Annotated in this window: 24 protein-coding genes and 1 pseudogene; 7 read left to right on the plus strand and 18 right to left on the minus strand. The window is 64.6% G+C overall.

Going from position 1 to position 21,515, the window contains the following annotated elements; translation table 11 throughout:
- Positions 1 to 21: 21 nt before the first annotated feature.
- The 10 genes from U8L64_RS12595 to nirS all read right to left on the minus strand — a co-directional run bounded on the left by U8L64_RS12595 (position 22) and on the right by nirS (position 7,641).
- A complete protein-coding gene (locus tag U8L64_RS12595) occupies positions 22 to 1,446 on the minus strand; it encodes a cbb3-type cytochrome c oxidase subunit I (RefSeq protein WP_043295772.1) in 1,425 nt (474 codons plus the stop codon).
- A gap of 44 nt (positions 1,447 to 1,490) precedes the next feature.
- The gene (locus tag U8L64_RS12600; RefSeq protein ID WP_043295771.1) at positions 1,491 to 1,931 is read right to left on the minus strand and encodes a c-type cytochrome; all 441 of its coding nucleotides are present in this window, start codon (positions 1,929 to 1,931) and stop codon (positions 1,491 to 1,493) included.
- 199 nt (positions 1,932 to 2,130) lie between these two features.
- Entirely contained in the window at positions 2,131 to 2,637 is a 507-nt protein-coding gene (gene ahbB, locus U8L64_RS12605; protein WP_043295770.1) for a siroheme decarboxylase subunit beta, read from the minus strand.
- Complete coding sequence (locus U8L64_RS12610) at positions 2,612 to 3,055, minus strand: Lrp/AsnC family transcriptional regulator (protein WP_043295769.1); 444 nt, start codon at positions 3,053 to 3,055, stop codon at positions 2,612 to 2,614. Before U8L64_RS12610 ends, ahbB (U8L64_RS12605) begins: the two co-directional genes overlap by 26 nt.
- Entirely contained in the window at positions 3,048 to 3,563 is a 516-nt protein-coding gene (ahbB, locus tag U8L64_RS12615; RefSeq protein ID WP_156716286.1) for a siroheme decarboxylase subunit beta, read from the minus strand. Before ahbB (U8L64_RS12615) ends, U8L64_RS12610 begins: the two co-directional genes overlap by 8 nt.
- Positions 3,560 to 4,018: an Lrp/AsnC family transcriptional regulator gene (locus U8L64_RS12620; RefSeq protein ID WP_043295767.1), complete on the minus strand. Its 459-nt coding sequence runs from the start codon at positions 4,016 to 4,018 to the stop codon at positions 3,560 to 3,562. The genes ahbB (U8L64_RS12615) and U8L64_RS12620 overlap by 4 nt, the downstream gene beginning before the upstream one ends.
- A gap of 2 nt (positions 4,019 to 4,020) precedes the next feature.
- Positions 4,021 to 5,199 (minus strand): cytochrome D1 domain-containing protein, encoded by a 1,179-nt coding sequence (locus U8L64_RS12625; protein ID WP_054093555.1) that lies wholly within the window; start codon positions 5,197 to 5,199, stop codon positions 4,021 to 4,023.
- Positions 5,196 to 5,537 (minus strand): c-type cytochrome, encoded by a 342-nt coding sequence (locus tag U8L64_RS12630; protein ID WP_054093554.1) that lies wholly within the window; start codon positions 5,535 to 5,537, stop codon positions 5,196 to 5,198. The genes U8L64_RS12625 and U8L64_RS12630 overlap by 4 nt, the downstream gene beginning before the upstream one ends.
- Positions 5,538 to 5,554: 17 nt before the next feature.
- Positions 5,555 to 5,869: a c-type cytochrome gene (locus tag U8L64_RS12635; protein ID WP_003287397.1), complete on the minus strand. Its 315-nt coding sequence runs from the start codon at positions 5,867 to 5,869 to the stop codon at positions 5,555 to 5,557.
- Between the two features lie 59 nt (positions 5,870 to 5,928).
- Entirely contained in the window at positions 5,929 to 7,641 is a 1,713-nt protein-coding gene (gene nirS, locus U8L64_RS12640) for a nitrite reductase (protein WP_054093553.1), read from the minus strand.
- Between the two features lie 361 nt (positions 7,642 to 8,002).
- Between nirS and U8L64_RS12645 the strand changes: the two genes are divergently transcribed.
- The 7 genes from U8L64_RS12645 (at position 8,003) to U8L64_RS12675 (ending at position 14,449) form a co-directional block, all read left to right on the plus strand.
- Positions 8,003 to 8,800 (plus strand): CbbQ/NirQ/NorQ/GpvN family protein, encoded by a 798-nt coding sequence (locus U8L64_RS12645; RefSeq protein WP_442965288.1) that lies wholly within the window; start codon positions 8,003 to 8,005, stop codon positions 8,798 to 8,800.
- A complete protein-coding gene (locus tag U8L64_RS12650) occupies positions 8,784 to 9,371 on the plus strand; it encodes a cytochrome c oxidase subunit 3 (protein ID WP_054093551.1) in 588 nt (195 codons plus the stop codon). Before U8L64_RS12645 ends, U8L64_RS12650 begins: the two co-directional genes overlap by 17 nt.
- A 10-nt stretch (positions 9,372 to 9,381) precedes the next feature.
- The gene (locus U8L64_RS12655; RefSeq protein WP_054093550.1) at positions 9,382 to 9,639 is read left to right on the plus strand and encodes a cytochrome C oxidase subunit IV family protein; all 258 of its coding nucleotides are present in this window, start codon (positions 9,382 to 9,384) and stop codon (positions 9,637 to 9,639) included.
- A gap of 220 nt (positions 9,640 to 9,859) precedes the next feature.
- The gene (nirJ, locus tag U8L64_RS12660) at positions 9,860 to 11,041 is read left to right on the plus strand and encodes a heme d1 biosynthesis radical SAM protein NirJ (RefSeq protein WP_273526442.1); all 1,182 of its coding nucleotides are present in this window, start codon (positions 9,860 to 9,862) and stop codon (positions 11,039 to 11,041) included.
- 70 nt (positions 11,042 to 11,111) lie between these two features.
- Complete coding sequence (gene cobA / locus U8L64_RS12665) at positions 11,112 to 11,948, plus strand: uroporphyrinogen-III C-methyltransferase (protein ID WP_054093549.1); 837 nt, start codon at positions 11,112 to 11,114, stop codon at positions 11,946 to 11,948.
- The gene (locus U8L64_RS12670; protein ID WP_077683702.1) at positions 11,939 to 13,462 is read left to right on the plus strand and encodes a nitrite reductase; all 1,524 of its coding nucleotides are present in this window, start codon (positions 11,939 to 11,941) and stop codon (positions 13,460 to 13,462) included. The genes cobA and U8L64_RS12670 overlap by 10 nt, the downstream gene beginning before the upstream one ends.
- A 126-nt stretch (positions 13,463 to 13,588) precedes the next feature.
- Positions 13,589 to 14,449 carry a LysR family transcriptional regulator gene (locus tag U8L64_RS12675; RefSeq protein ID WP_043295758.1) on the plus strand — a complete coding sequence of 287 codons (861 nt, stop codon included), beginning with the start codon at positions 13,589 to 13,591 and terminating at the stop codon, positions 14,447 to 14,449.
- Positions 14,450 to 14,461: 12 nt separating this feature from the next.
- On the opposite strand, the gene U8L64_RS12680 is transcribed toward U8L64_RS12675, so the two are convergent.
- The 8 genes and pseudogenes from U8L64_RS12680 to U8L64_RS12710 form a co-directional block, all read right to left on the minus strand.
- A complete protein-coding gene (locus tag U8L64_RS12680; RefSeq protein ID WP_333397858.1) occupies positions 14,462 to 15,601 on the minus strand; it encodes an HPP family protein in 1,140 nt (379 codons plus the stop codon).
- 94 nt (positions 15,602 to 15,695) lie between these two features.
- On the minus strand, positions 15,696 to 17,138 hold the full coding sequence (gene ccoN, locus U8L64_RS12685) for a cytochrome-c oxidase, cbb3-type subunit I (protein WP_234303334.1): 1,443 nt from the start codon (positions 17,136 to 17,138) through the stop codon (positions 15,696 to 15,698).
- A gap of 293 nt (positions 17,139 to 17,431) precedes the next feature.
- Positions 17,432 to 17,857 carry a CZB domain-containing protein gene (locus tag U8L64_RS20390; protein ID WP_442965289.1) on the minus strand — a complete coding sequence of 142 codons (426 nt, stop codon included), beginning with the start codon at positions 17,855 to 17,857 and terminating at the stop codon, positions 17,432 to 17,434.
- A gap of 39 nt (positions 17,858 to 17,896) precedes the next feature.
- Positions 17,897 to 18,166: pseudogene (locus U8L64_RS20395) on the minus strand (methyl-accepting chemotaxis protein); the annotation flags it as partial.
- A gap of 384 nt (positions 18,167 to 18,550) precedes the next feature.
- Positions 18,551 to 19,294 (minus strand): SDR family NAD(P)-dependent oxidoreductase, encoded by a 744-nt coding sequence (locus U8L64_RS12695; protein WP_043295754.1) that lies wholly within the window; start codon positions 19,292 to 19,294, stop codon positions 18,551 to 18,553.
- A gap of 144 nt (positions 19,295 to 19,438) precedes the next feature.
- Positions 19,439 to 20,629: an NnrS family protein gene (locus U8L64_RS12700; protein ID WP_043295753.1), complete on the minus strand. Its 1,191-nt coding sequence runs from the start codon at positions 20,627 to 20,629 to the stop codon at positions 19,439 to 19,441.
- Between the two features lie 372 nt (positions 20,630 to 21,001).
- Positions 21,002 to 21,187 carry a twin-arginine translocase TatA/TatE family subunit gene (gene tatA / locus U8L64_RS12705; protein WP_043295752.1) on the minus strand — a complete coding sequence of 62 codons (186 nt, stop codon included), beginning with the start codon at positions 21,185 to 21,187 and terminating at the stop codon, positions 21,002 to 21,004.
- A 29-nt stretch (positions 21,188 to 21,216) separates the two neighbouring features.
- Positions 21,217 to 21,515: nitrous oxide reductase accessory protein NosL (locus U8L64_RS12710; RefSeq protein WP_333397866.1), on the minus strand; the 299-nt coding region annotated here is incomplete at its 5' end.

Below are 21,515 nucleotides of genomic sequence, written 5' to 3' on the forward strand. Positions count from 1 at the left end.
CGATCATCACTACGCTTCGCCTCAGGCCGCGGTAGCGGCTGCCGAGGTGACCGTTACCCGGCCACGCTGCTTGAAGCTGTACAGGTAGCAGACCAGGCCGATCAGGAAGAACACGCCAGCGATCAGGCGCAGCCAGAAGAAGATGGCTAGCTGGTCAGTAGTGTTCATGAACGACATGGCGGCGCCATCTGCCGGGATGCGTTGCAGCCAGACCTGGACCACGCCTGCGGCGGTGAGGAACAGGGTGATCAGCACCATCGAGATAGTCATCAGCCAGAAGCCCCAGATCTCCACGGTCTGCGCACGAGCGTCCGGCGCTTCACCGAGTCCGCGCAGGCGCGGCATGGCGTAGCTGATCATGGTCATGATGATCATTGCGTAGGCACCGTAGAACGCCAGGTGACCGTGAGCGGCAGTGAGCTGCGAACCGTGGGTGTAGTAGTTCACCGGAGCCAGGGTGTGCAGGAAGCCCCACACGCCGGCACCAAGGAACGCCGTCACGGTAGTGCCCATTGCCCAGATCGCGGCGGCACGGTTCGGGTGCTCGCGGCGACGACGGTTCACCATGTTGAAGGCGAACAGCACCATGGCGAAGAACGGCAGCGGTTCCAGAGCGGAGAAGATCGAACCCAGCCACAGCCACACGGTCGGCGCACCGATCCAGAAGAAGTGGTGACCAGTACCGATGATGCCGGTGATCAGGGCCATGGCGATGATCACGTACAGCCACTTCTCGACCACTTCACGGTCAACGCCGGTGATCTTGATCAGGACGAAGGCCAGCATCGAACCCATGATCAGTTCCCACACGCCTTCCACCCACAGGTGCACCACGAACCACCAGTAGTACTTGTCGCGCGCCAGGTTTTCCGGGTTGTAGAAGGAGAACAGGAAGAACACCGCCAGGCCGATCAGGCCGGTCATCATGACCGTGCTGACCACGGTCTTGCGACCTTTGAGCATGGTCATACCGATGTTGTAGAGGAAGCCCAGGGCCACCACCACGATACCGATCTTGGTGATCGTCGGTTGCTCGAGGAACTCGCGTCCCATCGTCGGCAGCAGCTCGTTGTGAGTCAGCTCCGCCAGACCGGCGTAGGGGACGAACAGGTAGCCGAGAATCGTCAGCACGCCCGCCGCGGCAAACACCCAGAACAGGATGATGGCCAGTTTGGGACTGTGCAGTTCGCGATCCGCTTCCTCGGGAATGAGGTAGTAGGCCGCGCCCATGAAGCCGAACAGCAGCCAGACGATCAGCAGGTTAGTGTGGACCATACGGGCCACGTTGAACGGCAGCAGCGGGAACAGGAAGTCACCCACCACATACTGCAGACCCATGATCAGACCGAACAGAATCTGGCCGACGAACAGCATCAGCGCAAACACGAAGTAAGGTTTGGCAACAGCCTGCGATTGGAATTTGAGATGCGGGTTAATGATGCCCATCTCGTAGCCCTCCTAAGGATTCGGAAACAAAGACGTTCATCAACTCAACCTTCCTTGTTTGGCGGCCAGTTGTTGGTATCGATCTTCGAAGTCCACTTGAGGAACTCCGCCATATCGTCCACTTGCTGTTCGGTCAGGTTGAACTGCGGCATGGCGCGACGACCCGGTGCCCCAAGGGGCTGAGCCTTCATCCAGGCGTGCAGGAAAGGCTTGAAGGCCTCATCGCCACCGCGACGGACGAACACGTTGCCCAGCTCCGGCGCGAAGTAGGCGCCTTCACCAAGCAGGCTGTGACAGCCGATGCAGTTGTTGTTTTCCCAGACCGCCTTGCCGCGCACCACCGCTTCGGTGATTTCCGACTCGTTGGTTCGCTCGGGAAAGGTCTGTTCTGTGTGATAGGTCAGGCCTAGGAATACCAGGAAGAAGAACACGCTTCCCCCGAAGTAAATATTCCTGGCCATCCCCTTGGTGAAGGTCTCGGACATGGTCGCCTCCTCATGGCTTGGCGTGGCCAGTTTAAGAAGGCGCCTATCGAAACCTGCTTGATGGCAATCAAGAAAAACCTGAACACAACAGTCGGGCATTACGCGAAGGGAAAATCAGCCGGCGCCTGCGCAAAAATGCGCCAGCTCCGATGCCAGAGCAGCCGGCAGTGGGTGCGCCGGCCCGGCTTAAGCCCGACGCTCAGGCGCCGCGCTGAGCGGCCACGCGCAGGCCGGTCTTCTTCAGAATACGGCTGGACACCAGCATTTCGTCCGCCCGGCAGGCTTCGCCGAGCAGCGCTCGGATCTGGTTGCGATAGGCGTCGATGTCGCGCGCGTCGCGCCCGTGCACCATCGCGAAGAGGTTGTAGCGCCAACCGTCGCGGCGTGGCCGCCGATAGCAGTGACTGACGAAGGCCTGGGAACCGATCAGCGGGCCGAGGCGGGCCATCTGGGCATCGTCGACGTCCCAGACGGTCATGCCGTTGTGCCGGTAACCCAGCCGGTAGTGGTTGGGCACGGCAGCGATCCGACGGATCGCTCCGCCCGCCTGCAGGCGCTGCAGCAAGGCGAGCGTCGCATCCACCTCCAGCCCCAGCTCATCGGCCAGCCAGGCCCAGGGATCGTCGACCAGCGGCAACCCGGCCTCGGTGAGCTCGACCAAACGCCGATGCAACTGGGCGTCAGACGGGGAAGTGCAATCCGACATGGTAGGTCTCCTCCTTCGGCAGGTTGAGCACCGGCAAGCCAGTCTGCGCCTCGATCCGCGCAATGGTTTCGGCGATCCCCTCCGGGGTCGCGCAGCCGAGCACGAACCACATGTTCCACGCGTGCTCGCGCCGGTAGTTGTGTGCGACCTCCGGCATGGCGTCAAGAATCGCCGCCACCTCGTCGAAGCGCTCCTCCGGAACGGACAAAGCCGCGAGCGTGAAAGCGCCGCCCAAGCGCTCGATATCGAACATGGGACCGAAGCGGGTCAGCGTACCGTCGTCCAGCAACGCCTGCACGCGCGCGCGCAGCACCTCGGAGCTGCTCCCGAGCTCCTCGGCCAGCGCCTGCCACGGCTGCCGCACGAGTGGCAGACCATGCTGCAGGCGGTTGATCAGCTGGCGGTCGAAGTCATCCATGCGCAGCCTCTCTGGCCAGCGGCGGGGCATAACGGCCGCCGCACTGCTTGTAGGCGCGGGTGCTGAACAGCAACTGGTGCGGCACCTCGCTGAGGCCATGCTCGGCGAGCAGTGTCTCGATCAGCTGGCAGACCTGCTCGCGCTCACGCCCGTGAACCATGCAGAACAGGTTGTACGGCCACTGCGGCAACCGCCGCGGGCGCTGGTAGCAGAGATTGACACCAACGGCCTGACCGAGCCGGCGCCCGACCTCATCGACTTCGGCATCGGGGATGTCCAGCACCAGCATGGCGTTGGCCCGAAAACCCAGCGCGCGATGCTTGAGCACCAGCCCGACGCGGCGGAACAAGCCGTCCTCCTGCCAGAGCCGGACCTGATCGAGCACCTGCTCCTCGCTGCTGCCGATCTGCTCGGCGAGCTGCCGATAGGGCCGTGCCGCCAGCGGCAGGCCGGCCTCCAGCAGACGGCGCAGGTGCATCGCCTGCAGATCGTTCAGCGCAATGCTCATGACGGTTCTCCCAACGGAAAGCCGAGATCGATGCGGTAGGCATGCAGCATCGGCAGGTCGAGCGGCACCAGGCCGGTATCGGCCTCGATCTCGGCCAGCAGGCGATCGAGATGCGGGCGGTCCGGGCCGGTCAGCACGAACCACAGGTTGTAGTGGTGCTCGCGCAGATAGTTGTGGTTAACCTCGGGAAAGGCGCTGATGCGCGCGGCAACCTGTTCCAGCCGCGCTTGCGGCACGGCCAGCGCAACCAGGGTGCTGGCGCCGGCACGACTGTGCTCGAACACCGGACCGATCCGCGACAGGCCGCCGAACTCCTGCAATTGTTCCAGGCGCGCCAGCACCTCGCTTTCGGCGCAGCCCAGCTCGTCGGCCATCGCGCGATAGGGTTCGGCGCACAAGGGCATGCCGTGCTGATAGCGGTCGATCAGGCGGCGGCTGAGATCGTCGATCATCATGGTCACAACCCCGTTTCGTGCGCGCGACTGCTGAAGAAGATACCGCTCGGGCTTTCGGCCGGCAGGCGCTTGAGCAGTTGCAGGCGGTACGGGTCCCACACCTGGACTTCGTTGCCGTCGCGCACCGACAGCCAGAGCTGGTCGCCGCGTGCGGTGAATTCCATGTGCAGCACCGCGGGTCCCGGCTCGAGGTCGGCGATGATCTTGTGCGTTTCGCTGTCGATGACCTGAATCCGGTGATTGTCCGGGTGGGCGAAGTTGACCCAGATCTGCCGCGCATCGGGCCGCGCCATGACGAACACCGGCTGACCGACGACATCGATGGCGTCGGTCTGCTTCCAGTTCTGCGAATCCATCACCAGCACGCGGTGCTGGCCGATGGCCGGGACGAAGGTCTGGTTACCGGCGACGGTCCAGCCTTCCAGATGCGGCATCTTGTAGACCGGCAGTTTTTCCTGGCCGCGACCGTAACCATCGAGAATGCGCTCGACGCCCTTCTCCGGGTGCCACAGATCGATCTTGCCCATGCCGTCTTCACCGAACAGGCCAGCGATGTAATAGCGGCCTTCGGGCGTCAGCAAGGCGTCGTAGGGTTGTTTGCCGATATTGTCGAAACGCGTGATCTGCGGGGTGTTGCCCTGACTGAAATCCAGCAGCCAGGTTTCGTTGGTATCGAACAGGCTGTAGATGAAACGCTTGCCGGGCACGTCGGTGACGCCGACCACGCGCGAATTGCGGCTGCCATCGGCCAGCGGCGTGGCCGGAATGTCGGCGACCAGTTCGAGCGTCTGGGCGTCGAACACCTTGACGCCACCCGGCTCGTAGTTGCCGACGGCGATCAGCGTGCCGTCCTGGCTGATCGCGCCGCCGATGCTGTTGCCAGCCTGCACCACACGCTTGTCGATGCGCTGTTCGAGCAGGTCGACCTTGGTCAGCCCGCCGTCGCGGCCGAACACGTAGGCGAAGCGCTGATCGCGTGAAAACACCACCGAGGCGTGTGACAGATCGCCCAAACCCTCGACCCGCGCCAGGCGGGTCTGCCCGCTGCTCTCGATGATTTGCAGGCTGCCGGTGGCACGCTCGACGATCACGCCGAGATCGCCGCTGCCACGCAGCGGTTGTTGCGCGCAGGCGCCAAGCAACAGGCAGGCCGCGGCCAGCAGCAAAGACGGACGGTTCATGGCTTTGGATATCCTTGCAGAAGCAGATCGACCAACCAGGCGATGTCCTGCTCGTCGAGCAGGGCCTTCCAGCCGGGCATGGCGGTACCGGGGCGACCGTGGGTGACGGTGGCGATCAGGCTGTCACGGGGTTTGCCGGCAAGCGCGTCGCGAGTCAGCGCCGGGCCGAGGCCGCCGGTCATGCGCAGGCCGTGGCAGGAGCCACAGTCCTGCAGGAGCAGATGCTCGAGTTGCGCCTGGCGTTCGGCGGCGGGCGCCGCGGCCAGGGCCGCAGGAATCAGGAGGAGGGACGCCAGGGTCAGCCCCAAACGTGATACTGCGTGTCGGGAGCGGGTCATGGCGTCCTCCAGAGGTGTTACTTGAGACTCAGGACCCAGGTAGCCAGGGCCTTGGCTTCTTCTTCGGTCACGGCATTTGGCGGCATCGGGATCGGACCCCACTTGCCCTGGCTGCCGTTCTTGATGCTGGCGGCCAGCGTATCGACGGCGCCATCAACGCCGGCATTCTTCGCTGCCACTTCCTTCAGAGCCGGGCCGACCAGTTTGGCGTCGACGCTGTGGCAGGCCGCGCAGGGCTTGCTCTTGAACAGCGCTTCGCCGTCCTGGGCCAGCGCTGGCTGCAGGGCCAGAGCGCCGCCAAGGGCGAGCAGCGGGAGCAGAACTTTCTTCATGAGTACTTCCTCAAGGCTAAAGAAGGGGCGGATCTTGAGGCCCGCCCCCGGGGCTAAACTCAGTAAACGTCGTACTGAGTGTTGTGGACGTTAAATTTACCGGTTGGGGTAATCAACCTTTTGTCCTTGATCACTGTTTTGAGTTTCAGGGTCTTGTCGTCAACCACCACGATGGCCGACTCCTCCTCCTGACCACTCCACACCGAGAACCACACCTCGTCGCCGGCCTCGTTGTACTCAGGCTGCACGACGCGCTTGGCACCGTCCTTCAGACCGGCCCACTCGCCGATCGGCAGAACCTTGAAGCCCGCTTCCAGGTTGCTGATGTCGAACACCGCGGCCGACTGGCTGACCTTGGCATCCGGGTGGAAGGTGGTATCCAGGTACAGGTGCTTGGACTTCGGATGGGTCTTGATGAACAGCGAACCACCGCCCTGCCCCTTCAGGGTGTCGACGTGCTTCCACGCGTACTGCGGATGATTCTTCGGATCGGTACCGATCAGCGAGATGCTCTCGTCGCCCAGGTGGCTGGTGGCCCAGACCGGACCATATTTCGGGTGATTGAAGTTGGCGCCACGACCCGGGTGCGGAATCTTGCCGACTTCTACCAGCGCGCTCAGCTTGCGCTCCTTGGAGTCGACCACCGCAACCTTGTTGGAGTTGTTGGCGGCCGTCATGAAGTAGCGGTGCGTGCTGTCCCAGCCACCGTCATGCAGGAACGGCGCAGCGTTGATGCTGGTGGTGGTGAGGTTGTCGATGTCCTTGTAGTTGACCAGCAGGATCTTGCCGGTTTCCTTGACGTTGACGATGAACTCGGGATGCTCGTGCGAGGCGATGATCGCCGCAACGCGCGGTTCCGGGTGGTATTCCTGCTTGTCCACAGTCATGCCACGGGTGGAGACGATCTGCAGCGGCTGCAGGGTCTCGCCGTCCATGATGGTGAACTGCGGCGGCCAGTAGTCGCCGGCGATGACGTACTTGTCCTCGTAGCCCTTGTACTTGGAAGTCTCGACCGAACGGGCCTCGATACCCACCTTGATCTCGGCGACCTTGGTCGGCTCCTTGGCCCACAGGTCGATCATGTCAATCTTGGCGTCGCGACCGATCACCAGCAGGTAGCGGCCGGAGGCCGACATGCGCGAGATGTGCACGGCGTAGCCGGTGTCGATGGTCTTGACGATCTTCTTGGTCTCGCCGTCGATCAGCGCGATCTTGCCGTCGTCACGCAGGGTGACGGAGAACAGGTTCGGCAGGTCGAGATCGTTCATCTGTTTCTTCGGACGGTCTTCCGGCTTGACCAGGACCTTCCAGGAATTCTTCATCTCGGCCATGCCCCACTCCGGCGGGGTCGGCGGGGTGTGCTGGATATACTTGGCCATCAAGGTGATCTGGTCCTTGGTCAGCGCGTTCGAGGTGCCCCAGTTGGGCATACCCGCCGGCGAACCGTAGGTGATCAGCGCTTCCAGATAAGCCTGACCGCGCTCCTGGGTGATGTCCGGGGTCAGCGGCTTGCCGGTGGCGCCTTTGCGCAGCACGCCGTGGCAGCCGGCGCAGCGCTGGAAGTAGATTTCCTTGGCCTGCTCGAACTCACCGGCGCTCAAATCCGGCGCGCCCGGAGAACGCACGACCTGCGCACTGGCTGGGTCGACGGTCGATGCCTGGCTCTTATAAGCGGCCTGGGCTTTGTCTTCTGCTGTGTCTTGCGCCTGGGCTACGCCCAGAGCGAGCAGCGAAAAGCCGGCGACAAGTCCGGCCAGTAGTGGTTTGCGCATACGTTTTCTCCTCTGAATCGCCTCATGCGATTCCTGCTAAGTGACGGCGGTGCGGCAATTCCGGTGATTAATTGGTGCGGTTGCATCCTAGGAGAGCCCAAATCGCCGAGCGCTTGACGGCAATCAAGAGACCCCCCGACACCCCCCAGGCGTGACGCCTTGTCGCGGGGGCGACGATAGCCCGGCATTTGGCGCTGCGAGTAGCGAATGCCGGACCGGCGGCGACCAATTCGAGCGGGGCTTGACCGCGATCAAGCTTTGCCGGCGGACGCCTTGAGGGGCCGTGATGTGGGCGGTAGTTTGTCGTTCGTGATTAACCGACTACCGCAGTGAGGTATTGCCCGTGAATGCGCCCGAAAGACTGACCGTAGTTGCCGACACTCCCGACGCGCCGTTCTATCAGCCCCTGGGCAACGAACAGGCGCTGTTCGAGCAGGCCTGGCAACACGGCATGCCCGTGCTGATCAAGGGACCGACCGGTTGCGGCAAGACCCGCTTCGTGCAGCACATGGCGCATCGCCTGGGTTTACCGCTGTATACCGTAGCCTGCCATGACGATCTCTCCGCCGCCGATCTCGTCGGCCGTCACCTGATCGGCGCGCAAGGCACCTGGTGGCAGGACGGCCCGCTGACCCGGGCGGTACGCGAAGGCGGCATCTGCTACCTCGATGAAGTGGTCGAGGCACGCCAGGACACCGCCGTGGTGCTGCATCCGCTGGCCGACGATCGCCGCGAGCTGTTCATCGAACGCACCGGCGAGGCACTCAAGGCACCGCCGGGCTTCATGCTGGTGGTGTCGTACAACCCCGGTTACCAGAATCTGCTCAAGGGAATGAAGCCCAGCACCCGCCAGCGCTTCGTCGCCATGCGCTTCGACTACCCGCCGCAGGCCGAGGAAGAGCGCATCGTCGCCAACGAGGCCCAGGTCGATTCCGCGCTCGCCGCGCAAGTGGTCAAGCTCGGCCAGGCACTGCGCCGGCTCGAGCAGCACGACCTGGAGGAAGTCGCCTCCACCCGCCTGCTAATCTTCACCGCCCGCATGATCCGCTCCGGCATGACGCCGCGTCAGGCCTGCCTGGCCTGCCTCGCCGAGCCGCTGTCGGACGACCCGCAGACCGTCGCCGCGCTGATGGAGGTCGTCGATGTCCACTTCGGCTGAGGTGCTCATGCGCCCGGTTCGGCGGCTGCCGGGCGACCTGGCGATGTGGTTCTTCATCCTCGCCGAGCTGACCGTGTTCGCCCTGCTGATCGTCGCCTTCGCCGTGACCCAGCTGCTCGATCCGGCCATGTTCACCGAAAGCCGACAGGCGTTGGACAGCTCTATCGGCCTGGCGCTGACGCTCAGCCTGCTGACTTCGGGGCTGTTTGCCGCGCTGGCGGTCGAGCAGGTGCGCGCCGACCGCCAGAATCGCGCCGGCCTGCTGCTGCTCGCCGCGCTGCTGTCATCCTGCGTCTACGTGGTGCTCAAGCTGAACGAGTACGGGCATCTGTCCTCGCTCGGCCTGGGGCTCGAATACAACCGCTTCTTCACCCTTTACTGGATCCTCACCGGCTTCCATTTCCTGCACGTGCTGCTGGGCATGGTGATTCTCGGCTGGATGGCCGAGCGCTGCCGGCGCCGCGCCTACTCACCGCAACACCACGGTGGGATGGAATCCGGCGTGCTCTACTGGCACATGGTTGATCTGGTCTGGGTGTTGCTGTTCCCGCTGGTGTACGTACTGAACTGACGAGGTAGCCATGTCCGCTTCAAAAGTCCTGGTCGGCTGCTGGTTGGGACTGGCCCTGCTCTCCATCACCACCGTGCTGCTCGGCAGCGCCGGTTCGACGCTGCTGCTCGGCGGCACCATTCTGCTGGTGGCACTGGGCAAGGCCTGGCTGATTACCGAAGGCTTCATGGAACTGCGCCACGCGCCGCGCCTGTGGCGCCTGCTGCTGCTCGCCTGGCCGCTGCTGATCGCACTGATCGTCGTCCTGCTGATGCTGCGCGGCAACTAGCCGCAGCCCTGCGCGCCGGCGACGATGCCGGCGAAAGGCCCTGCCCTCCCCTCCCCCAACCGCACGTCGCGCCGCTCTGGCGCGGCGGTGGCATATCCGGTCTTTTATTGTTTCTCGTCAAGGATAGGCTCCGGGCGCTCGTTGATCCTGCACCCCATCGAGGCAGGTCACCGCGGGTGGCGTGCCCATGGAGCCAAGCGCTCCCCGAGGAGAAACGCTCATGTTGAGAATCAGCCATTACCTGCGCGCCCTGGCCCGGCCGACCACTCCCGTACTCGGTGCCCGTAGCGCGACAGGCGCGCGCCCGCCGGTGGTGATCTGGAATCTGCTGCGCCGCTGCAACCTGACCTGCAAGCACTGCTACGCCACCTCCGCCGACAGCGAGTTCCGCGACGAACTGGAAACCGCCGAAGCGCTCAAGGTGATCGACGACCTGCATGCCGCCGGCGTGCGCGTGCTGATCCTCTCCGGTGGCGAGCCACTGCTGCGCAAGGATATCTTCGAGCTGTCCGACTACGCGCGTGACAAGGGCTTCTTCGTCGCGCTGTCGACCAACGGCACGCTGATCGACGAGCGCAACATCGAACAGATCGTCGCCGCCCGCTACGACTACGTCGGCATCAGCATCGACGGTCTGGAAGCCGTGCACGACGACTGGCGCCAGCTCAAGGGCAGCTTCGCCGCCTCCATGCATGCCATCGACCTGTGCCGGCAACACGACATCCGCGTTGGCCTGCGCACCACGCTGACGCAGAACAACTACCCACAACTGCCGGCCATCCTGGAGCTGATGCGCGCACACGATGTGCAGAAGTTCTACCTCTCGCACCTCAACTACAGCGGTCGCGGCAAGCGCAGCCGCAAGGCCGACGCCCATCATCAGATGACCCGCGACGCCATGCGTCAGCTGTTCGAGCAGGCCTGGGACGATGTGCAGAACGGCCGCGAGACCGATTTCGTCAGCGGCAACAACGATGCCGATGCCATCCTGTTGCTGCAGTGGGTCGAAGCCAATCTGCCGCAGCACGCCGCGCGTCTCGAAGGCATGCTGCGCGCCTGGGGCGGCAACGCTTCCGGCAGCGGCATCGCCAACATCGACAACATCGGCGACGTGCACCCGGACACCTACTGGTGGCAGCACACCGTCGGCAACGTGCGCAAGCAGAGCTTCCGCGACATCTGGCTGGACAACCCGCAACCGCTGCTGCAGCAGCTACGCCAGCATCCGCGCGCAGTCGAAGGCCGCTGCGCCGATTGCCGCTGGCTGTCAATCTGCAACGGCAATACCCGCACCCGCGCCTGGGCCGAGGGCAACCTGTGGGCCGAAGACCCCGGCTGCTACCTGACCGATGAAGAGATCGGCCTACCGACGCCGCAGCGCATTCCCAGCATCGCCCTTTGATCCACTACAGCGGCCGGCAAGTGCCGCGTAGCGCCACACCGCAGCCCGATGAGAATTTTCAGGAGAGCCCATGGACCAGCCAATCACGCTACCCGCCTCGCTGAGCGCCGCGTTCGCCCCCGGCGAAGTCGCCCTGGTCGGTGCCGGCCCGGGCGATCCCGGCCTGCTCACCCTGCGCGCCTGGAGCCTGCTGCAACAGGCCGATGCGGTGGTCTACGACCGTCTGGTCAGCGACGGCCTGCTGGCCCTGCTGCCCGCCACCTGCAGCCGTCACTACGTCGGCAAGACCAGCGGCTACCACAGCCTGCCGCAGCCGGAAATCAACGCACTGCTGGCCGAACTGGCGCTGCAGAACAAGCGCGTGGTGCGCCTGAAGGGCGGCGACCCGTTCATCTTCGGCCGTGGCGCCGAGGAGCTGGAGTACCTGCTCGAGCGCGGCATCGACTGCCAGGTGGTGCCCGGCATCACCGCCGCTGCAGGCTGCAGTGCCTATGCCGGCATTCCGCTGACTCACCGCGATGTCGCCCATTCATGCCAGTTCATCACCGGCCATCTGCAGGAAAACGGCGAACTGCGCCTGCCCTGGAGCGCGCTGGCCGAAGGCAAACAAACCCTGGTGTTCTACATGGGGCTGGCCAGCCTTGGCGAAATCTCGCGCAATCTGATCGCCGCGGGCCTGCCGCTGGATACCCCCGCAGCGCTGATCGGCAACGGTACTCGCCAGGACCAGCAGGTGGTGCGCTGCACGCTCAAGCAACTGCCGAGCATGGCCGATGAAAAGCACCTGACGCCGCCGACCCTGACGGTGATCGGTCAGGTGGTCGGCCTGTTCGACGGCCAGCAGGTCGAATACCCGGCGCGCCTGCGCAGTGAAACTCCTCGCGAATCGGAGGCCGTATGCGGCTGATTCCTGCCCTGCTGCTGGCGGCCGCGCTGCCGGCCGCCACCTTCGTCGCACTCGACCTGGCCGTGCCGCGGGCCGCCGCCGCCGAAGCCCCAGATGCGGCCCAGGCCCTGTACGAACAACATTGCCAGAGCTGCCACGGTGCCAACCGCCTCGGCGGCGCCGGCCCGGCCCTACTGCCGGAAAGCCTCGGGCGGATCAAGCCGGCCGAAGCGCACAAGGTGATTCGCGACGGGCGCCCGGCCAGCCAGATGGCGGCATTTTCCAGTGTGCTGGACGAGACCCAGATCGCCAGTCTGGTGACCTATCTCTACCAGCCGCCGGCCACCCCGCCGAGCTGGAGCGACGCCGACATCCGTGCCAGCCACCGCATGCTCGCCGACCTGGCCAAGCTGCCCACCACCCCGCAGCACGGCGCCGATCCGCTGAACCTGTTCGTCGTCGTGGAAGCCGGCGACCACCACGTGACCATCCTCGACGGCGACCGCTTCGAGCCGCTGACGCGCTTCCAGTCGCATTTCGCCCTGCATGGCGGGCCGAAGTTCTCGCCGGACGGCCGCTTCGTCTACTTCGCCTCGCGTGATGGCTGGATCAGCAAGTACGACCTGCACAACCTGACCAAGATCGCCGAGGTGCGCGCCGGACTGAACACCCGCAACCTGGCCGTCAGCAACGACGGCCGCTGGGTACTGGTGGGCAACTACCTGCCGGGCAATCTGGTGCTGCTCGACGCGCGCGACCTGTCGCTGGTCAAGCACATCCCGGCAGTCGCCGAGGACGGCACCCCGTCGCGGGTCAGCGCCGTCTACACCGCGCCGCCGCGCAACAGCTTCGTGGTCGCCCTGAAGGACGTGAAGGAAGCCTGGGAGCTGTCCTATGCCGGCGAGCCGACCTTCGAGCCGCGACGGATCAAGGCCCGGGATTTCCTCGACGACTTCTCCTTCACGCCCGACTACAGCCATCTGCTGGCAACGTCGCGTCAGGCCCACGGCGGCCAGGTGATCGAGCTGGACAGCGGCCGGGTGGTCACCGACATCCCGCTGCCGGGCATGCCGCACCTGGGCTCGGGCATCTACTGGAAGCGCGACGGCAAGTGGGTGTTCGCCACGCCGAACATCAGCAAGGGGCTGATCTCGGTGCTCGATCTGGAAACCTGGAAACTGATCAAGGAAATTCCCACCCAGGGTCCGGGCTTCTTCATGCGTAGCCAGCAGAACTCGCCCTACGCGTGGACCGATGTGTTCTTCGGCCCGAACAACGATGTCGTGCATCTGATCGACAAGCAGCGCCTGGAAGTCGCCCATACCCTGCGGCCGATGCCCGGCAAAATCGCTGCCCACGTCGAATTCACCAACGACGGTCGCTACGCCCTGCTCAGTGTCTGGGACAAGGACGGCGCCCTGATCGTCTACGACGCCAACACGCTGAAAGAGATCAAGCGCCTGCCGATGAACAAGCCATCCGGCAAGTACAACGTCGGCAACAAGATCGAATTCGCCGAAGGCACCTCGCACTAACCCCGCTCTGCCGCTCCCCACACGGAGCGGCACTTTGGGCTGATAGCCTAACGTAGCAACCACAATTCACCACGACCGCTATACAATCTTCAGTCGAATCATTTTTCTTGCACTGAAGGCGCGTTCGTGGATATCGATCTTGCCCGTACCTTTCTTGAGATCATCCGCAGCGGCAGCTTCATCGGTGCCGCCGAACGCATGCATATCACCCAGACGGCGGTGACCGCGCGGGTGCACAACCTCGAAAGCCAGCTGGGCTGCCGCCTGTTCGTGCGCAACCGCGCCGGCGCGCGGCTGACCGACGACGGCGAGCGCTTCGTCGCCTACGCCAACCAACTGGTGCAGACCTGGGAAGCCGCACGGCGCGATCTGCCGCTGTCACAGGGCGGCGGCAAGCTGCTGACCCTCGGCTCCGAAGTGAGCCTGTGCAATCCGCTGATGCTGGCGTGGGTCCAGCGCCTGCGCCAGAGCCTGCCGAGCCATGCGATACGGCTGGAAGTCGGCAGTGGCGAAGAGCTGCAGAAAAAGCTCGACCTCGGCGTGCTCGATGCCGCCCTGGTGCACCAGCCGGAATACTGGCCGGGCCTGCAGATCGAACAACTGCTGGAGGAAAAGCTGATCCAGGTGGTGCAGGCGGAAAACCCCACGCCATACCTGTATGTCGACTGGGGCCCGGCGTTCCGCAAGCAGCACAACCAGGCGCTACCCGAGTACACCCGCGCCGCACTGTCGTTCGGCCTCGGCCCGCTGGCGCTGCAGTATCTGGTGCAGTGCGGCGGGCGTGGCTACTTCCGTACCCGCGTGGTCCAGCGCTATCTGGAGAGCGGCGTTCTCAAGCGGGTGGAGCAGGCGCCGGAATTTTCCTACCCGATCTACCTGGTCCATGCCCGCGCCAGCGAGTCTCCGGCGCTGGCCAGGGCCATCGAGCTGCTGCGCGAAGTGGCGCGCGACGACTTCGACTGGTCGCGCTGGTACTACGAGATCTGACGGTGCACCGGCTCAGTCCGGGAGATGCTTGAGCCAGTTGCGGTAGAGCGCGGCGATCAGGTCGGTCTGGGTGATCATACCGATCAGCCGCTGCTGCGCATCGATCACCGGCAGGCAGTGCAGGCCGCGGTCGGAGAGCAGATAGACCAGCTCTACCATGTGCGTATCGGCCGTCACCGACACCACCGGCGACGTCATGATGGCGCGCAGCTTGGTGCCGCGCAGGAAGTTCAACTGGCCGAAACTGAGCCGCCCCGGTTGCGGGTGGAAGTGCTTGAGCAGATCCACCTGGGTCACGATGCCGACCAGTCGATGATCGTCGCCCTCCACCACCGGCAGCGAGCGCAGCCGATGCGCCTGCAGCGTCTGCCAGGCCTGTTCGATGAAAGTATCCGGAGTGTGCCAGCGCAGATCGCGCGACATCACGTGCGCCGCGGTGATCTCCCCCATGCTGCGGCGCAGCGCGTGCTTTTCCGTCTGCTTGATCAAGCGTTCGAGATCGTCGCGGGTGACGTCGACATACTCGCCGAACTCCCGCAACGCCCGATCGACGTCGTCATGGGTGAAGCTCATGCGCTCGCCGGGCGGCAGATCATGGGTGTGATGGACGTTCTCGCGGCTCAGTCGCGGCTTCGGATAGGGATGTCCGGTGAGGTTGTTGTAGACCAACGCAACCACCACCAGCAGCAATGAGTAGAACAGCACCGGGCCGATCAACGCGAATCCCAACTGATGTACCTCCGCGCCACCGACCGCCGCCACCAGCGACAGCGCGATGCTCGGCGGATGCAGACAGCGCAGGGAAAACAGGCAGATCAGCGACAAACAGGCCGCCAGCGCCAGCGAAAGCACACTCGGCAGACCGCTCATGCCCAGCCCGATACCGATCAGTGCGGCGACCACATTGCCGGCCAGCAGCGCCCACGGCTGGGCGAACGGGCTGGACGAAGCAACGAACACCAGCACTGCCGACGCCCCGGCCGGCCCCATGATCTGCAGGGTCAGCGGCGTGCCGACGGTCCAGTAGCCGGCGCAGAACACCAGCGGCATGACCAGGGCGATGCCGAAGGCGGCGCGCAGCCATTCCTTCGGTGAAGCATTCAGGGGGGCGGGAATGAACGAGCGGAACCACAGGCTGAGGGAGTCGTGCATGTTTACTGCTTGGCGGATCGATCGGGGGTCGCCGCGAGGGCGTGCGAATAAAAAAGTCCGTCCTTGGACCAGGTGAGGAAAAACGGTGAGGCGGTCAGCCGGCCACGGTCAAGGGCGACACGCCGGTCAGTGGCTCTTCGCGCGCTGCGCGCACGGTCAGCCAGGTATTGAACGCCATCAGCAACATGCCCGCGGCGAAGATCGCGCCACCGGTCATGCGTACCAGGTAGCCGGGATGACTGGCTTCCAGCGCCTCGACGAAGGAGTAGGTCAGCGTGCCGTCCTCGTTGACCGCGCGCCACATCAGGCCCTGGGTGATGCCGTTGACCCACATCGAGGCGATGTAGAGCACAGTGCCGATGGTCGCCAACCAGAAGTGCGCGTTGATCAGGCCGACGCTGTACATCTGCTCACGACCCCAGAGCCGCGGAATCAGGTGATACAGCGAACCGATGGAGATCATCGCCACCCAGCCGAGCGCACCGGCGTGCACGTGGCCGATGGTCCAGTCGGTGTAGTGCGACAGGGCGTTGACGGTCTTGATCGCCATCATCGGGCCTTCGAAGGTGGACATGCCGTAGAAGGCCAGCGAGACGACTAGAAAGCGCAGGATCGGGTCGGTGCGCAACTTATGCCAGGCGCCCGACAGGGTCATCATGCCGTTGATCATGCCGCCCCAGCTCGGTGCCAGCAGGATGATCGACATCGCCATGCCCAGGCTCTGCGCCCAGTCCGGCAGCGCGGTGTAGTGCAGGTGGTGCGGACCGGCCCAGATGTAGATGGAGATGATCGCCCAGAAGTGCACGATCGATAGCCGGTAGGAATAGATCGGACGCCCCGCCTGCTTGGGCACGAAGTAATACATCATGCCGAGAAAGCCCACCGAGAGAATGAAGCCCACCACGCTGTGGCCGTACCACCACTGCACCATCGCGTCAGTCGCGCCGGAGTAAAGCGAGTAGGACTTGAGCAGGCTCACCGGAATCAGCGCGTGGTTGATGATGTGCACCATGCCGGTGACGATGATGAACGCACCGAAGAACCAGTTGCCGACATAGATGTGGCCGATCCGGCGGCGTGCGATGGTGCCGAAGAACAGGTAGGCGTAGAGCACCCAGATCAGCGTGACCCACAGCGCGATCGGCCACTCCATCTCGGCGTATTCCTTGGATGTCGTGTAGCCCAGCGCGTAGGTGACCGGCATCGCCACGCAGGCGGCCTGCCAGCCCCAGAACACCACGCTGGCCAGCCGATCGGAAATCAGCCGGGCGTGACTGGTACGCTGCACGATGTAGAACGACGAGGCGAACAGCGCGCCGCCGCCGAAGGCGAAGATCACCAGATTGGTATGGATGGGCCGCAACCGCCCGAAGCTGGTCCACGGCAGATCGAAGTTCAACTGTGGCCACACCAGTTGCGCCGCGATGAACACCCCAAGACCCATGCCGATTACGCCCCAAAACAGGGTCATCAGGGTGAATTGCCGCACCACGTGGTAGTTGTAGGCGATCGCTTCAGGGTTGTGCTGTTCGCTCATGCTCGCTGGGCGGGCCAGCACGGGCACCGGTGAACGAGCATAGAAATCTGCAGGCGCAACACTTCCAATGGTCGACGGACCGGCACACCGCACTCACTCGCCGCTCCTCCAGGGATCGGTTCATGTTCGGACGCGACGGTGAGTCGCGCAGACGGAATGCCTGAGCATTGTCAGCGGGCAGTTGAATAATCTCTAACGAATAGTATTGCAGGAAGAGTGCAATAAAATTGCACAAACATGCGTTTGGTCATTTTTACGACTGACCAATCGTGCTTCGCAACGCCTCGGCGGAATCAGGCAGCCCGCGTTACGCTTCGCTCGTATTGCTCGATCACGGCGTTGACGATACGCATCACCTCCAGGTTGGCCTCCTCCATCCGCTCCAGATGGCGCAGTGCGTTCTCTAGCGAGTCCTGCCCGAATGCATCGATCGCCGCCTGCCCCTGCGCGTGCACAGCGGTATGTGGCCGCTCGATCTGGGCGAAACAGTCCAGCGCCTGGATGTCCCGATTGCCCTCGCCGTAATACCAGCGTCCGAAGCGGCAATCGCGCTCGCCGGGCAGTTGTGGCGCCTGCTGCGAACGCTCGCCGAGCAGGTGGTTGTAGACCACGAACTTCAGCGACAGCTCGTCGAGGTTGGCCAGCTCGACCCCGGCGCGCAGCGAGGCCGCCGAACTGCTCTCGCGCATCGCGCCGGCCAGCTGATGCAGGGTGCGCATTGCCCCGACCGCATCCTCGGTGGTACGGCTGAAGCCCTGCGCATGAGTGCCCTGCAGCTGGATGTAGTCGTGCACGTTGCGAATCTCGGCCTGCACCTCGCCGATCTTGCGCACGATGTCGTCGGTCGCCAGCGCGGTTTTTTCCGCCAGGCTACGGATTTCCCCGGCGACCACCGCAAAGCCGCGCCCCGCCTCGCCGGCACGCGCCGCCTCGATGGCCGCGTTGAGCGCCAGCAGGTTGGTCTGACTGGCGATGCCGCTGATCAGATCAACGATGCCATTGATCTCCTGCGAGCGCTCGGCCAGGGTATCGACCTTGCGCGACGCCAGGTCCAGACCGCTTTCCATCTCCGCGGCGCGGCCCTGCAGCTCGCCGAAGTGCTTCTGGTTGCTCAGCGCTGCGGCCGCAACTTCACCAGCGCGCCCCTTGTTCTCGCCCAGCTGGCCGGTGAGGAACTCGAAGGATTCGCTCAGGTGCGCAACCGACACACTGAAGCGCGTCAGGCTGGCGGACACGCCGCGGTAATAGTCAAGCTGGCGCTGGCCACCCCGGCTGGCGGATTCGGCCTGCTGCAGCTGCTGCTCCAGCCCGGCGATGCGCGCGGCCTGCTCGGCATGGCTGGCGCGCAGTGCGTCCAGCTCCTGCTGCAGCCGCAGCGCCGCCTTGTTCTTGAACCACATGGGATCACCCCTTCAGCTGACGGTGTAGCCGTTGTCGACCACCCAATCCTGACCATAAACGCCCCGCGCGCCCTGCGAGAGCTGGAACAGGATCACGTTGGCAACCGCCGAGGACTCAAGGAAATGCCCCGGCAGCAGGCGCTTGGTGACGCTTTCGGCGACCTCGTCGAGCTGCTCGTCGGTCAGCCCGAGGCTACCCCAGATTGCGGTCGCGGTCGGCCCGGGCGAGACCATGTTGATGCGCACATCCAGCGGCGCGAATTCCACCGCCAGGGTCCGTGCCTGCGCGCCCAGCGCCGCCTTGCTGGCGATGTAGGCCGCCAGCCCCGGGAAGGCCGAACGGGTGAGGAAGGTACCGATGAAGACCACCGAGGCCGGCTTGGCCAACTCGCCGCGCAGCGCATTCAGGGTATTCAGCGCACCGGCACCGTTGACCGCCCACTGCCGGTCGAACGCCGGCATGTCGAGCCCGCAGGCCAGCTCGGCGATGCCGGCATTGGGCACCAGATAGCTCACCGGTCCCATTTCCGCGGCCCGCCGGCTCAATGCCTGCAGATCGTCGGCATGGGTCACGTCGCCCTGCAGCCAGACCAACTGATCGGGATAGGACTGCAGCAGCGGCTCGAGCCCACCCAGGGTACGCGACATAGCCAGTACCCGCGCGCCGCGCTGCAGCAACGCGGCGCACAGCGCCAGACCGATACCGGAACTGGCTCCGGTGATCACCGCCAGACGATCGAGGAATTCGCTTTTCATCGTTTACTCCATTGCTCGGCGCGGCCGAGCCCACGGCTGCCGGCACGGCGGCCGACAGCGGATTGGTGCCTCAGAAGGAAAGACGGCCTTCGCTCGTTCGATCCGTCCTCCGTGGCGCCGGCGAAATCGCCGACGCCGGTGAAATCAGCCCGGATGGCCATCGACCCGTGCACTCACCAGCATCGGTGCGTAGCGCCAGGCATAGATGAGGAAGGCCAGCGTCCAGCAAAGCGCCGCAAGCCAGAGTCCGGCGACGGGCCAGACCGCCGTGAGAAACACCCGCGCCAGCGTGCCCAGGTTGAACAGCACGAAGGCGGCGACGACTCCCGCCGGCGGCTGCAGCGGCCGGCCGGTATGCCCCAAGGTGACCCGTGCGATCATCGCCAGGATCAGGCCGCTCATGGAGCCGACGCTCAGCGCGTGCAACGCCGGGCTGGCATTGACCAGCAGGCCGAAATGCCAGAGCGCCAGGCCGAACGCCGCCACCACCAGCCAGAGCATCGCCAGATGCAATGACCACAGCAGCGCGACGCCCCAGATCCCTTTGTCGTACCAGCGCGCCAGACGCAGCAGGTGTCCAGCACCGACTGCGGCGAACAGCAACCCCAGCAGCGGATGCGCCTGCAACCCCAGTCCCAGCGCGTAGAGGATCGCAATCAGCGCCGTACCGACCAGCAAGGCGACATCCAGCCAGACCCACGGCTTGATCGCCTCGACCCAGCCCAGACCGCGCTGGGTAAAGAACGGGATCACCCGTCCGCCGATCAGGGCCATCAGCGCAGCCACCAGCCACAGGCCGGCCCACACGCCCTGGCGTTGCAGGCCGTCATCGCCCTGCAGCAGCCCCACCAGCACCAGCACGTCGGCCGCGATCATCAACGACAGCACCGCCACGATCGGGTAATTACGCTTCTGCCGCACCGCCCAGAGCATCTGCGCCATCAGCAGCGCGACGGCGAGCGGAAACAGCAGTTCCAGCGGCACCAGCAACGCCAGCGGCAGACCGAACAGCCAGCCCAGACGCGCCGCCAGCCAGACTAGCGCCAGCGCCATCAGCCGGTTGCCGGACGGCGCGACCTGGCCTGTCCATGTCTGTACGGCGGTGAGCAGAAAACCGGCAACGATGGCCATCGCGAAGCCGAACAGCATTTCGTGGCGATGCCAGGCGAGCCAGCCGCCGGTGGGTTGCAAGCCTGGCCAGAAGCCGGTCCAGGCGGCTACCCAGAGCGGAACTGCCAGCAGCGCGTAGACGCTGCCGGCGAGAAAGAATGGGCGAAACGCGAGCCTCCAGATGGGCGGGATACTCAGGGCTTTTCGCCGATCGATAACTTGCACGGAAGGCCTCCAGATCGTTCTCATGCCCGGCAGATGCGCCAGGATGGTGCAAGCTGACCGGAACCATGTGAGCTCCCACGACATCGGGAGCCAGGGTTACTTTCTACAGGTTAGAAGCCCTCGACAGACTTGATTGCAATCAGCTTTTTCCCGGACGGTCAGAAATCCCCGCAGCGCCGGGACTGAGATTGGCAGCGTTGCAGGCGGAACGGGATATCGAAGAGAAATTGCGGCGCGACGGCGAATTTGCGCAGGCGAACACCGCGAAAGCGGTGCGCGGCGCCGCGAAGATGCCCGCAGTTGCTGCGGGGAAGCGGGGGAATCGCCTGGCCCGATGCAGGCCAGGCGATGCCGGATCTGGACGCCCTGGCGTCAGACCCGATTGGCGTCCTGCTTGATCGCCTCGGTCGACGAGGCGCTCTCAGTGTCGCTGATGGATTTGCGGAACCCGCTGATCGCACTGCCCAGATCCGCACCCAGGCCACGCAGGCGCTTGGTGCCAAACAGCATGACGACGATCAGTAGGATGATCAGGAGTTGCCAGATGCTGATACCCATAACTAACTCACCTCGTTGGATTGACGCGGTCAGTGACCGGCGTGTGCGTTGTCGTGTTGCGCTGGCGCGTGTTCATCATGCATCGCCCCGTGCTGCATGCTCGCAGCCTCCTGCAGCAAGGCCTGGTCGATCTGCTCGAAGCGCAGCACGCGACCGCCATGCTCGGCCGCGAGTTTGTTCGCGGCCGCCTCGTCGGAGAAGCTCGCCAGCGATGCACCCATCGCCCCCTTGAGCGAAGTGCCGATCACGTAATAGGCGCTGGTCGCGTCGATCAGATGCGCGTCGTCCGGGTGTTCCCACTGGCTCTTGCCCATGTCGTGTACGTACA

The sequence above is a fragment of the Pseudomonas sp. FIP_A4 genome (genome assembly GCF_036701605.1).
In the GTDB taxonomy this organism is placed as follows: domain Bacteria; phylum Pseudomonadota; class Gammaproteobacteria; order Pseudomonadales; family Pseudomonadaceae; genus Stutzerimonas; species Stutzerimonas phenolilytica.

Excerpts from the sequence above, each read along its gene's own strand:
- U8L64_RS12595 (WP_043295772.1), bottom strand. The coding sequence starts at position 1,446 with ATGGGCATCATTAACCCGCATCTCAAATTCCAATCGCAGGCTGTTGCC.
- U8L64_RS12600 (WP_043295771.1), bottom strand. The coding sequence starts at position 1,931 with ATGTCCGAGACCTTCACCAAGGGGATGGCCAGGAATATTTACTTCGGG.
- ahbB (WP_043295770.1), bottom strand. The coding sequence starts at position 2,637 with ATGTCGGATTGCACTTCCCCGTCTGACGCCCAGTTGCATCGGCGTTTG.
- U8L64_RS12610 (WP_043295769.1), bottom strand. The coding sequence starts at position 3,055 with ATGGATGACTTCGACCGCCAGCTGATCAACCGCCTGCAGCATGGTCTG.
- ahbB (WP_156716286.1), bottom strand. The coding sequence starts at position 3,563 with ATGAGCATTGCGCTGAACGATCTGCAGGCGATGCACCTGCGCCGTCTG.
- U8L64_RS12620 (WP_043295767.1), bottom strand. The coding sequence starts at position 4,018 with ATGATGATCGACGATCTCAGCCGCCGCCTGATCGACCGCTATCAGCAC.
- U8L64_RS12625 (WP_054093555.1), bottom strand. The coding sequence starts at position 5,199 with ATGAACCGTCCGTCTTTGCTGCTGGCCGCGGCCTGCCTGTTGCTTGGC.
- U8L64_RS12630 (WP_054093554.1), bottom strand. The coding sequence starts at position 5,537 with ATGACCCGCTCCCGACACGCAGTATCACGTTTGGGGCTGACCCTGGCG.
- U8L64_RS12635 (WP_003287397.1), bottom strand. The coding sequence starts at position 5,869 with ATGAAGAAAGTTCTGCTCCCGCTGCTCGCCCTTGGCGGCGCTCTGGCC.
- nirS (WP_054093553.1), bottom strand. The coding sequence starts at position 7,641 with ATGCGCAAACCACTACTGGCCGGACTTGTCGCCGGCTTTTCGCTGCTC.
- U8L64_RS12650 (WP_054093551.1), top strand. The coding sequence starts at position 8,784 with ATGTCCACTTCGGCTGAGGTGCTCATGCGCCCGGTTCGGCGGCTGCCG.
- U8L64_RS12655 (WP_054093550.1), top strand. The coding sequence starts at position 9,382 with ATGTCCGCTTCAAAAGTCCTGGTCGGCTGCTGGTTGGGACTGGCCCTG.
- nirJ (WP_273526442.1), top strand. The coding sequence starts at position 9,860 with ATGTTGAGAATCAGCCATTACCTGCGCGCCCTGGCCCGGCCGACCACT.
- cobA (WP_054093549.1), top strand. The coding sequence starts at position 11,112 with ATGGACCAGCCAATCACGCTACCCGCCTCGCTGAGCGCCGCGTTCGCC.
- U8L64_RS12670 (WP_077683702.1), top strand. The coding sequence starts at position 11,939 with ATGCGGCTGATTCCTGCCCTGCTGCTGGCGGCCGCGCTGCCGGCCGCC.
- U8L64_RS12680 (WP_333397858.1), bottom strand. The coding sequence starts at position 15,601 with ATGCACGACTCCCTCAGCCTGTGGTTCCGCTCGTTCATTCCCGCCCCC.
- ccoN (WP_234303334.1), bottom strand. The coding sequence starts at position 17,138 with ATGAGCGAACAGCACAACCCTGAAGCGATCGCCTACAACTACCACGTG.
- U8L64_RS20390 (WP_442965289.1), bottom strand. The coding sequence starts at position 17,857 with ATGCGCACCCTGCATCAGCTGGCCGGCGCGATGCGCGAGAGCAGTTCG.
- U8L64_RS12695 (WP_043295754.1), bottom strand. The coding sequence starts at position 19,294 with ATGAAAAGCGAATTCCTCGATCGTCTGGCGGTGATCACCGGAGCCAGT.
- tatA (WP_043295752.1), bottom strand. The coding sequence starts at position 21,187 with ATGGGTATCAGCATCTGGCAACTCCTGATCATCCTACTGATCGTCGTC.